Origin of the sequence: Flavobacterium sp. UBA7663 (genome assembly GCF_002483315.1) — a bacterium.
Taxonomy (GTDB): Bacteria; Bacteroidota; Bacteroidia; order Flavobacteriales; family Flavobacteriaceae; genus Flavobacterium.
Genome location: NZ_DLHR01000015.1, coordinates 307,373 through 320,716 on the forward strand (window position 1 = coordinate 307,373; position 13,344 = coordinate 320,716).

The following is a 13,344-nucleotide window of genomic DNA, read 5'->3' on the forward strand; positions in this document are numbered from 1 at the left end:
CAATATGAAATCAAAAATTAACTTACTACTAACCTTTTTGGCACTACTGCTAAGTCAGCAATTTTTTGCTCAAGCAAAGCCTGTGTCTGGAACAATTATTGACGAAGGAGGTATACCTTTAGCGGGTGTGACTATTCTTGAAAAAGGAACAAAAAATGGAACCCAATCTGATTTTGATGGAAATTATGAAATCAAAGTAAACGAAGGAGCGATTCTTGTTTATTCTTTCATTGGAATGTTACCTCAAGAAGTTGTTGTATCATCTTCAAAAATCAACATAACAATGAAAGAAGATGTAACCGAACTTGAATCTGTTGTGGTTACAGCTTTAGGTATTAAAAGAAAACCAGACGAAATTACAACAGCGTCTCAAGTTATAAAAACAGATGAACTAAACCAGGCGAAAGCAACTAATGCAGCTGTTGGATTAGTTGGAAAAGTATCTGGTTTACAAATCAACACTATTAACAATGGAGTTAACCCTAGCACTAGAATTCAATTACGTGGTTTCCGGTCTATTACAGGAAACAATGAAGCTTTAATTGTAATTAATGGAGTTATATCTACATCAGGTGCATTCTCTGAATTAAACCCAGAAATCATTGAATCCATAAACGTTATTAAAGGTTCAAATGGAGCTGCTTTATATGGGTCACAAGGATCAAATGGTGTAATTATCGTTACTACTAAAAAAGGAAATAAAGAACAAAACAAATTTAACATCGCTTTAAACTCATCTGTTACTTTTGAAGAAGTTTCAATGTTACCTAAACTTCAAAACAGATTTGGTCAAGGTTATCAAGGTGCTCAAGATTTTACAGAAAACACAAGTTGGGGAGCTGAACTAGACGGCTCACTTCAACCAACTGGTTTGGAACAAACTTTAATGCCTTACTCTTTTATTAAAGACAACTACAAACCATTTTTTAATACTGGAACCACCATGTTAAATTCCATTGCTATTTCATCGGGTGATGAAAATGGCTATGTAAATCTTTCTATTGGAAATCAAGAAACAAGTGGTATTATTCCAACAGACTCATTTAAAAAGAACAACTTTTACTTTGGAGCTGGTAAATCAAACGATAAATGGAGTTTAAATGGAAATGTTCGCTATACAACAAGTCACCAAAATACAGCTGGAGGTGTAGAAGGTTCAGTTTATAACTCTTTAACTCAAGTTCCTGTGAATGTCCCTGTCGAAGCATTTTCTAATCCAGACAATGCAACTCACTGGACCTATTGGGAATTAAATCCATATTGGAGACTTAAAAACGAAAGAATTGACTCTAAAGGACAAACTATAGAAGGTGTTGGAGAAATTGGCTACAAAATAAACAAAAATATCGACGCAACATATAGAGCAAGTTTTAGAACAACTTCTTTTAATGGTTATGAATTTTTTAATGGCTATGAAGCCCAAGTAGTTTATTGGGACACTCCTTCTGACTATGTTTCTTCTTATGAAGTTAACAATAGTAATTCTAGAAGAATTTACTCTGATTTCTTATTGAATTTTAATTACATGCTTACGAATGATATTTCATTCAAAGCTAACATTGGTAATAACATTACTAATATCGAGTCAAATAGATCCTCTATTAAAGGAAATCGTTTAGTAGTTCCTGGATTATACAACATTACAAATATTACAGGAAACACAATACCAGAAGATTTTAAATCACAACAAAGAGGTTATGCCTTTTTTGCAAATGTTGATTTAGGTTATAAAGATTATTTATTTCTTAATTTAACAGCAAGAAATGATTGGACTTCAGTTTTAAACAAAAATAATAATTCTTTCTTCTATCCAAGTGCAGGGGTTTCTTTTATTCCAACAAAAGCATTTGATAATTTTGGCGGAGACATCTTAACATACGCTAAAGTATCTGCAAGTATTGTAAAAGTAGGAAATGCAATTATAGACCCTTACGATATTAACGATCGTTTTTTAAGTGGAGATACAGCAGGTTTTCCTTACAGTATAATTAACTCATTTGTTCAAGATCCTTCACTTACTGATTTTAATTTAAAACCAGAAGATAATATTTCTAAAGAAATTAACCTAAACTTAGAATTTTATAGACGAAGAATAACTTTTGATGTGAGCTACTACACATCAAAAAACACAGATCAGATTCTTCAAACTTCTCCTTCATTCGCTTCAGGAGCTAACGAAGCGACTATTAACGTAGGAGAAACCACATCTACTGGTCTTGAATTGGATTTAGGATTAACTCCAATTAAAAATGATAATTTAACTTGGGATATTCGTTTTGGTTATAGTGCCCCAAAAACAACTATAGACAAGGTAACTGAAATTTCCGTTCAAGCAGCTGTTGGTGATTATTTAGGAACAGCTGGTATTGCGGCAATTGCAGGAGAACAATTTCCAATGATTGTAGGAACAGGCTACCAAAGAGATGAAAACGGAAACGTTATAATTGACGCTTCTTCGGGAGACCCATTAAAAGCCAACAATGTAAAATTAGGAAAAACAACTCCTGACTATATTTTAGGTTTATCAAGTTCATTAACTTACAAAAACTTCAAACTTTCTGGAGTATTTGATTACAGAACAGGACACGTATTTTATGCAGGGATTAAAGATGGTTTAATTCAAAACGGAACTGATATTGCTACAGCTCAAAACGGAAGACAACCGTTTATTTTTCCTAACTCTGTAATTGAAACTTCACCAGGAGTTTATGCACAGAACAATTCAGTTACCACATCTGGAGGACAAGATTACTATACTGGAATTTACAGAGAAATAGATGAAAACTTTGTATTAGATGCAACTGCATTCAAATGTAGAGAAATTGCTTTATCATATACTTTCTCTAAAGATTTGTTAAGCAGAATTGGAATTAGTAGCTTCTCTGTAGGTATTAACGCTAGAAATGTTTTCATGATTTTACCAAAAGAAAACAGAAATTATACTGACCCTGAATTTTCATTCACTACAGGAAACAATGTAGGTCTTAGTACTGGAAATCAAGCCCCACCAACAAGAACCTACGGAATTAATTTTAATCTAACCTTTTAAGAAATACTATGAAAAATATTTTTAAACATATAGCTTTTGGATTAGTAGTACTTACTAGTCTGAATTCGTGCGATGATTTTTTAGATGTAAATGATAGTCCAAACGATCCAACATCTGAAAATATAGATCCTGCAATTGTTCTTGCAGCTACTCAAGTATACACTTACAATACATTAGCAAGAGACATGAACCAATTAGGTAATCTTATGATGAACAATTGGACAAGAGATGTTGGAGCTTCTAACTCAAGTTATTATTTTAATGAACACAATTACAATGTAACTTCTGATTTTTATTCTAGTATTTTTGAAAATTTACAACTTAGAACTTCTAATTATACATTTATTCAGAATGCAGAAGGAACAGAATACGATAATTATAAAGCAATAGCTAAAATTATGAAATCGTATTATTTTCAATACTTAGTAGATTTGTATGGAGACATACCATACACAGAAGCTCATAAAAGAGCAGCTAATTTAACTCCAGCTTATGATGATGATTTATCAATTTATCGTAATTTAATTGTTCAATTAGACGAAGCAATCGCATTAATCGACAATGCTCCTGCAGGAAGCTTAAACCCAGGCGGTAATGATGTTATGTTAGGTGGTGACATGGAAACTTGGAAAAAATTTGCTAACACATTAAAACTAAGAATCCTTCTAAGAGAATCTGGAAGATCAGCATCTGGAACTTATGTTCAAGATAAAATTGACGAAATGGAAGCAAATGGTGCTGAATTTTTAGGCGCTAATGATAATATAACAATTAATCCAGGTTTTGCAGCGGCTACTAATCAACAAAATGGTTTTGCAGCTTTATTCTTAAACGTAAATGATGCTTTTGTAAATAACTATAGCTCTACTGCTGCCACAAAATACACTATCGAATATTTGACTAATACAAACGATACCAGAAGAAATCGTATTTATGCAGCAGCATCAAACGGGTCATATGCTGGTCATCAACAAGGCGACATTTTAGAACCTTCTACAAACTACCCTGTTTCTCATGTTGGCCCAGGTTTATTAATTAACTCTGCTCAAGACGGAATTATATTTACTGCAGCTGAAAGCTTCTTATTACAAGCTGAAGCTGTGCAAAGAGGATATTTGACTGGTTCAGCTAAAGATTTATATGAAAGCGGCATTAAAGAATCATACAAAATCTTAGGTTTAACAGAAGGTGATGCCATTACCTACTACAGTCAATCTATTTCACTTGTAAACTGGGATAGTTCAGCAGGAAACGAAATTGAAGCAATTATCAACCAAAAATGGATAGCTTTAAACGGAATTAATGGTGCCGAAACTTGGATTGAAAACACAAGAACTGGATTCCCATCTCACGTGCCTTTATCTACAGTAGCTCCAGGAAGTTCAAGACCAATACGTCTTCTGTATCCAAGTTCTGAAATCGCAGGAAACACGGCAAATGTTCCTCAACAAACAGAAGCACAAGCATTTACCAGTAAAATATTTTGGAACGAATAAAAAAAAGAAATATGAAAAAAATTAAAATTTTATCATTAGCGTTCTTCGCTCTTTTAATGATAACGTCGTGTGTTAAAGACGATGAAGAAAACACAGGAAATGGCGATAGAGTTGTAGGATTCAGCAGAAGTTTCAATTCGTTCATTTTTACTGGAGCAGATACTGATCCTTACTTAATCAACGAAAAGATTAACCTTATTGGAGGTAGTAATGGAACTCCTTCAAATGAAGATATTGTTATTTCATTTTCAATTGATCCAAGCAGTACTGCAATTCAAGGAACGGATTATACCATTTCTGGAACATCTACAATATTAGAAGCAGGTTCTGATTTTACACAAATTCCAATTACAGTAGATCCTTCTGTACTTCCTGGAAATACTCCAAAAACAATTGTAATTAATTTAGATGGAACAAATTCAGACGCAGCGGTTATTGCTGATGATAAAAAGCAAATTACTATTACAATTGCTAAATGTGAATCTAACCTAGCTGGAACATACAGCCTTGTTGTTACAAGAACTGACAACAATACCACTTATAATTTCCCAAATGAAGAAATTACAGAAATTGGCATTGGTCAATATGTAACTTCTTCAACTGGTCCGTATGGAAATGGAGATTTAACTTCTGACGGTGCGCCTAGAGATGGTTTTGTATTTAATGATGTTTGTCAATCTATCAAAATTGAAGAACAAAATCTTGGTGATTATTATACAAATCTTGTTGAAGGTGATAGCGATTCAGGCTTTGTAACGCTTGATGTAGTTACTGGAGAAGTAGAATCTATAACCATGTATTATTCAATTAGAGGTTTTAGTAGCGGTACAGCACGAAGAACTTTTACAGCAGTATATACTAAACTTTAACATCGATTCATTATGAAAAAAATAAATATATTACGATTCTTATTTACAACGGCGCTTTTTTCGTCACTTGTAATAATTACTTCTTGTAACGACGACGATGTTGATTTAGGCAGTAAAATAAAGCCTGTCTTAACATCAAGTACTACAACTTTCACAGCTAAAGAAGGTGATGTAGTAACTTTAGACTTCACTTTAGATAAAGCGATTAACAAACCTATACAATACCGATTGGTTATGTTAGATGAAAGTACAGCAACTGACCTTGAAGACTATTCAATTCCAGGTTGTCGTAGTAACGATCCTGACTGTGTTGCAATTGAAGAAAATGGTGGACCTGTCGGGTATATTTTTGAAATCCCTGCTTACACTACATCTTACAGTGTTGACATTTCTTTGCTTAAAGATTTAGATATTGAAAGCACAGAAAACCTTAAACTTAAAGTAATTTCTAATAGAACATTATTAGGAACTGTAGGTGATTTAGTTTTTGATATCAACATTGAAAACTCAAGCGATTTGGTTATTGATTTAAACTGGTCAGGTACTTTTGACGATGGTGGAACAATGGTTGACAACTGTGACTTAGACATGGACTTAGAGTTATTAGACAGCAATTTTGATTATATTGATTTTAGCTACAACAATTGTCCAGAACAATTAACACTAAGTACTTCAATGCCTGACGGAACTTATTATTTAGATGTTAGTCTTTGGACAACTTCAGGTTATAATCAACCTATTGACATACCTGCTTCGGTTACTTTTAACAAACCCGGAATTCCATTATTAGAAATTGAAGATGTATCTTCTTACTTCCCAATGGATCAAGGAGGATTAGACGACGGTAATTCAAATGCAATCATCACATTTGAAATTACAAAAGTTGGTCATACTTTTACAATTACTAATCCTAACAGTCAAATTGTTTTTCAAGGAAGAAAAGCGAAAAGAGCAGGTAACAGAATTAATTTAAAAAAGTAAACTCTAAAGAGTTTTAAAAACATAAATCCAAAACCACTTCAATTGAAGTGGTTTTTTTATACCTTTGCCACATGGAAAAAGACAACCAAATATTCGGAATTAGAGCAATAATTGAAGCAATTAACGCTAAAAAAGAAATTGATAAAGTATTCGTTCAAAAAGATGCGCAAGGCGACTTGATGCAGGATTTGATGAAAACAATGAAAAGAAACAACATCAACTTTTCATATGTTCCTGTTGAAAAACTAAACCGATTAACTCCAAATAATCACCAAGGTGCGGTGGCAACCATTGCTCCTATTTCTTTTGTTTCATTAGAAACTTTAGTGGAAGGTGTTATTGAAACTGGTAAAAAACCTTTATTCCTAATTTTAGACCAATTATCTGATGCACGTAACTTTGGTGCTATCATCAGAACTGCAGAATGTACTGGTGTTGACGGAATCATTATCCAAAAACAAGGTTCGGCTCCTGTGAATGGAGATACAGTTAAAACTTCGGCTGGTGCGGTTTTTAATGTGCCAATTTGTAAAGTAGATCACATTAAAGATGCCATTTTCTATTTGCAAGGAAGCGGAATTAAAACCGTTGCGGCAACTGAAAAAACAGAGCAACACATTTATGACATCAACTTCAACGAAGGTGTTGCAATTATTATGGGTAGCGAAGACAGAGGCGTTAATCCTTCTGTTTTAAAAATTGTAGATGAAAAAGCAAAATTACCGATGTTTGGAACTATCGAATCATTGAATGTTTCGGTGGCTTGTGGTGCTTTTTTGTATGAGGCTTTGAGACAGAGAATGTAAAAATTTATGAATGTTGATTTTCGATTTTAGAATTATGAAGGACTTCTTCAAAGCTCTAAAATCAAAAATCACTATTCTTCAATCACCAATCACTACTCCTTCTTCCCACCCAAAAACTCATACACCACTTTCATAGAAGAATTGAAGTATTCCCGAATCACTTCTTCAGGTTTTGGTGGCGGATTGAAATTTCCTTTTTCATCGAAGTTTTTCATAAATGGGTCAAGTTCTGGATTGAAATCGGGTTTTTGCCATTCATAAAATATTGTTTTTCCAAATTGTGGCGTTTTCAAAACCAATGCTAAAGCCAATCCAACGAGAAATCCAGCTAAATGTCCTTCCCACGAAACTCCTTCTTTTACATTTGGGAACATATACCAAACGCTTCCGCCGTATAAGATTACTATGGTGAATGACAAAGCTACTAATCGATAATATCTGGTAAAAATACCTTTGAAGAAAATAAAACTAACCAAAGCATAGATTAATCCACTGGCTCCAATGTGATAACTTGGCCTACCTAACAACCAAGTTCCTAATCCTGAAAATAGAATTCCTAAAAATAAAACCAAAAACGATTGTTCTTTGTAGAAATATCTCAAAATAGGCAACAAGACCAATAACGCAACTGAATTATTCGCCAAATGCTCGATATCGCCATGCAAAAAAGGGCTAAAAAGAATTCCTTTTAAACCGAAAACTTCCCTTGGATAAACACCAAAATGCGACAAACTATGATTAAAATGCAATTCATACCAAAAAACCGACCATAAAGTCAACACAAAAAACAACGGCAAATAAATGACCGCTTTTGTAAACTGAAAAGGATTATCGTGATGTTTTTCCATACTGAATCGAGCTCAAAGATAAAGCCAAAAATATTTCTATGCACATTTGTCATAAAATTGTAATTTTACATCATGAATCAACCATTAGCCGAACGCATTCGCCCACAACAATTATCGGATTACATCAGCCAATTGCATTTAGTTGGACCTGAAGGTTCGTTAACACAACAAATTGCCAAAGGATTAATTCCGAGTTTGATCTTATGGGGACCACCAGGAACTGGAAAAACTACCTTGGCGCAAATTATGGCACAAGAAAGCAAACGTCCGTTTTACCAACTGAGTGCCATACATTCAGGTGTGAAAGACATACGTGAAGTTATTGAAAAAGCGAAACAAAGCAGCGGTTTATTCACAGCAAAAAATCCGATTTTATTTATTGATGAGATTCATCGTTTTAGTAAATCTCAACAAGATTCATTATTGGCTGCTGTTGAAAAAGGTTGGGTAACTTTGATTGGCGCAACAACTGAAAATCCTAGTTTTGAGGTCATTCCCGCTCTATTGTCAAGATGTCAGGTATATGTATTGAATGCGTTTACTAAAGAAGATTTGGAAGCGCTGTTACATCGCGCGATGAAAACTGATGTTCAGCTACAAAATAAAAACATCCAATTAAAAGAAACCGAAGCATTGTTAAGACTTTCAGGGGGTGATGGGCGAAAATTATTGAATATTTTCGAATTGGTAATTAATGCTACAGAAAACGATTTCATTGAAATTACGAATGAAAAAGTAATGCAATTGGTGCAAAAAAACACTGTATTGTATGACAAAACAGGTGAACAACACTACGATATTGTTTCCGCTTTCATTAAATCAATTCGTGGAAGCGACCCAAATGGTGCTGTTTATTGGTTAGCTCGAATGATTGAAGGTGGCGAGGATGTGAAATTTATCGCCCGAAGAATGCTGATTTTAGCCAGCGAGGACATTGGAAATGCAAATCCTACGGCGTTTATCATGGCAAATAATGCTTTTCAAGCTGTGGCAACTATTGGTTATCCCGAAAGTCGCATTATTTTGAGTCAATGTGCAATTTATTTGGCGACATCTGCAAAAAGTAATGCAAGTTATATGGCTATTGGAAAAGCACAACAAATAGTAAAACAAACTGGTGATTTACCTATTCCAATTCATTTACGAAATGCTCCAACCAAACTAATGAAGGAATTGGGTTACGGAGAAGAATACAAATACTCACATGATTTTCCTAACAACTTTGCCGAACAAGAATTTTTACCCACAGAAATTTCAGAAACCAAATTCTTTGAACCAGGCGAAAATGCTCGTGAAAAAGAATTGCGTCAGTTTTTAAAAAACCGTTGGAAAGATAAGTATGGGTATTGATTCAGAATTAGAATTTTACTTCTACTTTTTCTGAAACCAATTTATTATTTTGATAATATTCAAAAAACCAACCATAAATATTCTTAATAAAAACACCTTGAATATTTTCTTTTTTAGCAATATATATACTTAAAGAAGAAGTATTGAACAAAACCATAATCGTTTCAGGTTTTGAATTAACTAACTTGTATCCTGTTTCTGTTGGAATTGCAAAAAGCTGATTAGTATTTGGTAAAATTTCATCAATCTCCTCCTCTACCACTTCATCAGAATCAATTTCTGGGGTTGATTTTATTTCAACTGGAGTCGAAGTTATAACATCATTACTAAATTGGGTGTTTTTAAAATTTAATTTTCCTTTAAGTGAAGTTAATGCTTGTCTAAAAGTTTGCGTATAAGCTATTTTATATTCTTTTTCTCTACTTGTTGCTAATTGACTCTTTAACAAAGTATTAGTTGTACAATCTTTAAGTTCAAAATGTACTTTAGTCATAAACATTGTATTGCTTTCAAACGCATTTGCAAACAAAGCCAAACATCTATTTTTCATTAAATCATCTGGGAGTTTTTCATTATCATAATACACTTCATAACCTTCACTTTGAAAAAAGGATTTAGTCAACTCGCTCAGACCATATTTATTAGCTTCGTTAAAAAAAGAAAATTGAGATGGAATGATGATGTATTTATAACTTTCTTGAGCAAATGAAATACAACTTAAAAACAATGCAATAATTAAAACTACTTTTCTCATAACTATAATATATTTTTTAATTCTAATAAATGATTTACTTGCAAAACAGGAGTATCAACTTCTACATTTTGTTCATTGAAAAACACCGCTTCTATACCAGCCTCTTGTGCTCCAATGATATCGGCTTCGTAACTATCACCAATCATTAGGCTTTCTTCTTTAGAAGCATTTGCCAAAGATAAGGCAAAATCAAATATGTTTTTATGTGGTTTTTTAACTCCTGCCATTTCTGAATTGGTAATCGTTTCAAAATAATGATCAATGTTAGAATTTTTCATTTTTTTGGTTTGAACCGATGCAAAACCATTTGTTATAATATGCAATTGATATTTTGGTTTTAGATAATCTAGTAACTCGATTGCGCCATCAAACAAGTGATTATATTCTGGTAAATATTTGATGTATTCATCAGATAAATGATGAATCATTTCATCTGAAACTTCAAATTTTAAAGCATCAAAAACGTCTTTCAAACGATAATAACGTAAATCGTCATGCGAAATTTGATTTACTTGGTACAATTTCCAATAATGTTGATTTCTTGGAATGTAAATATTTAAAAAATCCGATAATTCAATATCAAAACCTTGCTGCTTAAAAATTGTATCAAACGCAAATCCAGAATTTTTATCGAAATCCCAAAGCGTGTGATCTAAATCGAAAAAGAGATGTTTTTTATGTTGGAATGAATGCAATGCTATGTGTTTGAATGATTAAAAAAAGCCCAAACAATGGGCTTCTAAATTATTTACTTTGAGAGATAATTACGGCGTCTTCGATATGGTAAATCCAATCTTCGACATCGGTTTCGTTGTATCTAAAAGTTCCTTTTAAAGTTACATACGTATCGGTTTTTAACTTTGGAAAAGCGCCACCTTTAAATTTGATACCTGCAATGGTTTCTGGTCCTGACTTCCCACAGAAGAAACAAGCGGCAAATACGTTTTTACTTAACGCATAATTTTTGTTGTCAATTGGCACAATGAATCCGCTCATGAAAACGGTTTTCTTTTGCATCATTTTCAATTTCATGTTCACTTGTGGGAATTCTACTTCGCCATAAGTCGCATGTTTTTTTCGAACATATTTGATATCACCCAATAGTTTCCATGTTAAGGTATCTGCTGCTACTGATGTTTTAGTAGTGGCTTTTACAGTTGAAGTTGTGCTATCTGAAAAACTCATCATCGAAATAAAAACGAATAAAGCCAAACTTAATTTAATATAATTACGCATTTGCTAATGTTTTTGAAATATTTAAATTGTATGCTTTTACGGCAGGAATTAATGCTGCAATAAAGCCCACAAATATAGTTAGTAAAAATAATGTTCCTTCTTTCTCCCAAATAAATTCATATGGATTGAAACTCATTTTGAAATCTTCTTCGGCTGAGTTAGACAACATACTTAATCCTACTCTTCCCAAAATCGTACCAAAAATAAATCCAACAACACATAAAAGCAAACTTTCAATCATCACGACTTTTAAAAGTTGTAATCTTTTGGCTCCGTTAACACGCATTAAGGCAAATTCATTCTCGCGTTCTTTCAACGTATTGTAAAGTGCGATGAAAATTGAAATTCCTGAAATCAACATGATTCCGTATGCCAAATATTGTAACGCTGAAATTCCAATTCCGAATAAAGAAAATAAACGATTTACTTCAATTGCTGGTGAAGCCACTTGCATTTTGGTATTTTGCGCGATGATTCTTGGCCAAGTTACAATTCCCATTTTGTTACGGAATTTTAGTAAAACGGCTGTTATTTCCATGCCTGGTTCATCTAAAGTCATGGCAGCTTCTTCATGATGATGTTCTTCTCCTTCAACATGAACGTGGCCTTCTTCGCCATGTGCTGGATTTTCTGTTTCTTCATGTCCGCCGTGCATTTGCCAAACACTTGGAATCGTACATAAAATCAAATTGTCTACTACTTTTCCTGTTGGTTTTGCAATTCCGACAACTTTGTATCCGTAATGATCGTGCACTTCACCTTCAGCTGCATCACCATGCGAACCGAAGAACTCATCTCCAATTTTTAAGCTTAATTTTTTTGCAATATCACTTCCGATTACGACTTCGAAATTCTTTTCAAATAGTTTTCCTTCGGCAATCTTTGCACCATATTTTTCTAAATAATCAGGTGTTGTTCCTAAGATTTTATAACCGCGATAATTATCACCAAATGCTAAAGGAATCGCTTTTTGAACAAACGGATGTTGCATCCAAACTTTTGCCGAATCGTAACTAATATTTCCCGTAGGAGAATCCACTTGGTAAACCGAAGACAAAATCAATTGTAGCGGACTTCCTTGCGCACCCATTACTAAATCAACTCCGTCAATATTGCTTGAAAACTTTTCTTCAAATTGTTTTTCGACTAAAACTAAAGTAGTAATAATCGCTACACTTGAGGTTAGCAAAATAACACTCAAGATGGTATTCAATGGCTTAAACCATATATTTTTCCATGCTAATTTTGCTATCATACTAACGTGATTTTATTAATGAATCTTTCTTTAATTCGGTTATCATGCGTAACGATTAACAAAGCCGCTTTATATTCTTTCGATAAAGAAGTCAGCAATTCGATTACTTTTTCCGCATTTTTATCATCTAAACTTGATGTTGGTTCGTCTGCCAAAAGTACTTTTGGTTCATTCATTAACGCACGAGCAATTGAAACACGTTGTTGCTGTCCAATACTCAACTGCGAAGGCAATTTAGACGCTTGATTTTCGATACCTAATTGTTCTAATAATTTCTTTGCTCTTTTCGTGTGTTTTTTACCCGTTGCCAACCAACTTGCCATTTCTAAATTTTCCAAAACCGATAAAGCGCCAATGAAATGTGATTTTTGAAAAACCACACCAATGTGCTTTCCACGAAATTTATCAGTTGCCTTTTCCGAAAGTGCTACGACATCCGTTTTATCTATTTCAATTTCGCCTTTAGCTGGCTTTAATAATCCTGCTAAAATGTGTAAGTAGGTCGTTTTACCTTTTCCTGAATCTCCTGTAATTAAAAGTGTGTTTCCAGCTTCGCAATACAAATCAGGAAAGATAAATTCTTGCTCTTTACTATAAGAAAATCGTATGTTTTTAGTGCTTATCATTAGTGTTTCAGCATTAATTTAATGTTGCAAGATAACAAATTCGTTTAAAAAATTTCTTAAATATTTTCTAATAA

The 13,344-nt window shown here is 33.3% G+C and carries 12 protein-coding genes; 6 read left to right on the plus strand and 6 right to left on the minus strand.

Annotated elements, in window-relative coordinates:
• The first annotated feature begins 4 nt into the window (after window positions 1-4).
• The 5 genes from B2741_RS06050 to rlmB all read left to right on the plus strand — a co-directional run bounded on the left by B2741_RS06050 (window position 5) and on the right by rlmB (window position 7,201).
• Entirely contained in the window at window positions 5-3,049 is a 3,045-nt protein-coding gene (locus B2741_RS06050) for a SusC/RagA family TonB-linked outer membrane protein (protein WP_291136336.1), read from the plus strand.
• Between the two features lie 8 nt (window positions 3,050-3,057).
• On the plus strand, window positions 3,058-4,545 hold the full coding sequence (locus B2741_RS06055; RefSeq protein WP_291136338.1) for a SusD/RagB family nutrient-binding outer membrane lipoprotein: 1,488 nt from the start codon (window positions 3,058-3,060) through the stop codon (window positions 4,543-4,545).
• Window positions 4,546-4,556: 11 nt separating this feature from the next.
• A complete protein-coding gene (locus B2741_RS06060; RefSeq protein WP_291136340.1) occupies window positions 4,557-5,414 on the plus strand; it encodes a hypothetical protein in 858 nt (285 codons plus the stop codon).
• A gap of 12 nt (window positions 5,415-5,426) precedes the next feature.
• Entirely contained in the window at window positions 5,427-6,395 is a 969-nt protein-coding gene (locus B2741_RS06065) for a hypothetical protein (protein WP_291136342.1), read from the plus strand.
• Window positions 6,396-6,466: 71 nt separating this feature from the next.
• A complete protein-coding gene (gene rlmB, locus B2741_RS06070; protein WP_291136344.1) occupies window positions 6,467-7,201 on the plus strand; it encodes a 23S rRNA (guanosine(2251)-2'-O)-methyltransferase RlmB in 735 nt (244 codons plus the stop codon).
• A gap of 92 nt (window positions 7,202-7,293) precedes the next feature.
• Here rlmB and B2741_RS06075 read toward each other — a convergent pair whose 3' ends face one another.
• Window positions 7,294-8,049: a rhomboid family intramembrane serine protease gene (locus tag B2741_RS06075; protein WP_291136346.1), complete on the minus strand. Its 756-nt coding sequence runs from the start codon at window positions 8,047-8,049 to the stop codon at window positions 7,294-7,296.
• Between the two features lie 72 nt (window positions 8,050-8,121).
• Here B2741_RS06075 and B2741_RS06080 point away from each other — a divergent pair, with 72 nt between their 5' ends.
• Window positions 8,122-9,399 (plus strand): replication-associated recombination protein A, encoded by a 1,278-nt coding sequence (locus B2741_RS06080; protein WP_291136347.1) that lies wholly within the window; start codon window positions 8,122-8,124, stop codon window positions 9,397-9,399.
• Window positions 9,400-9,406: 7 nt separating this feature from the next.
• Here the strand turns inward: B2741_RS06080 and B2741_RS06085 are convergent, their stop codons facing one another.
• The 5 genes from B2741_RS06085 to B2741_RS06105 are packed head-to-tail and all read right to left on the minus strand — an operon-like array spanning window position 9,407 to window position 13,270.
• Window positions 9,407-10,153: a hypothetical protein gene (locus B2741_RS06085; protein WP_291136348.1), complete on the minus strand. Its 747-nt coding sequence runs from the start codon at window positions 10,151-10,153 to the stop codon at window positions 9,407-9,409.
• A gap of 2 nt (window positions 10,154-10,155) precedes the next feature.
• Window positions 10,156-10,848: a YjjG family noncanonical pyrimidine nucleotidase gene (locus tag B2741_RS06090; RefSeq protein WP_291136349.1), complete on the minus strand. Its 693-nt coding sequence runs from the start codon at window positions 10,846-10,848 to the stop codon at window positions 10,156-10,158.
• Between the two features lie 49 nt (window positions 10,849-10,897).
• On the minus strand, window positions 10,898-11,389 hold the full coding sequence (locus tag B2741_RS06095) for a hypothetical protein (RefSeq protein ID WP_291136350.1): 492 nt from the start codon (window positions 11,387-11,389) through the stop codon (window positions 10,898-10,900).
• The gene (locus B2741_RS06100) at window positions 11,382-12,644 is read right to left on the minus strand and encodes an ABC transporter permease (protein WP_291136352.1); all 1,263 of its coding nucleotides are present in this window, start codon (window positions 12,642-12,644) and stop codon (window positions 11,382-11,384) included. The genes B2741_RS06095 and B2741_RS06100 overlap by 8 nt, the downstream gene beginning before the upstream one ends.
• On the minus strand, window positions 12,641-13,270 hold the full coding sequence (locus tag B2741_RS06105) for an ABC transporter ATP-binding protein (RefSeq protein ID WP_291136354.1): 630 nt from the start codon (window positions 13,268-13,270) through the stop codon (window positions 12,641-12,643). The genes B2741_RS06100 and B2741_RS06105 overlap by 4 nt, the downstream gene beginning before the upstream one ends.
• Window positions 13,271-13,344: the final 74 nt, after the last annotated feature.

Excerpts from the sequence above, each read along its gene's own strand:
- B2741_RS06095 (WP_291136350.1), bottom strand. The coding sequence starts at position 11,389 with ATGCGTAATTATATTAAATTAAGTTTGGCTTTATTCGTTTTTATTTCG.
- B2741_RS06100 (WP_291136352.1), bottom strand. The coding sequence starts at position 12,644 with ATGATAGCAAAATTAGCATGGAAAAATATATGGTTTAAGCCATTGAAT.
- B2741_RS06075 (WP_291136346.1), bottom strand. The coding sequence starts at position 8,049 with ATGGAAAAACATCACGATAATCCTTTTCAGTTTACAAAAGCGGTCATT.
- B2741_RS06055 (WP_291136338.1), top strand. The coding sequence starts at position 3,058 with ATGAAAAATATTTTTAAACATATAGCTTTTGGATTAGTAGTACTTACT.
- B2741_RS06085 (WP_291136348.1), bottom strand. The coding sequence starts at position 10,153 with ATGAGAAAAGTAGTTTTAATTATTGCATTGTTTTTAAGTTGTATTTCA.
- B2741_RS06105 (WP_291136354.1), bottom strand. The coding sequence starts at position 13,270 with ATGATAAGCACTAAAAACATACGATTTTCTTATAGTAAAGAGCAAGAA.
- B2741_RS06050 (WP_291136336.1), top strand. The coding sequence starts at position 5 with ATGAAATCAAAAATTAACTTACTACTAACCTTTTTGGCACTACTGCTA.
- B2741_RS06065 (WP_291136342.1), top strand. The coding sequence starts at position 5,427 with ATGAAAAAAATAAATATATTACGATTCTTATTTACAACGGCGCTTTTT.
- B2741_RS06060 (WP_291136340.1), top strand. The coding sequence starts at position 4,557 with ATGAAAAAAATTAAAATTTTATCATTAGCGTTCTTCGCTCTTTTAATG.
- B2741_RS06080 (WP_291136347.1), top strand. The coding sequence starts at position 8,122 with ATGAATCAACCATTAGCCGAACGCATTCGCCCACAACAATTATCGGAT.
- rlmB (WP_291136344.1), top strand. The coding sequence starts at position 6,467 with ATGGAAAAAGACAACCAAATATTCGGAATTAGAGCAATAATTGAAGCA.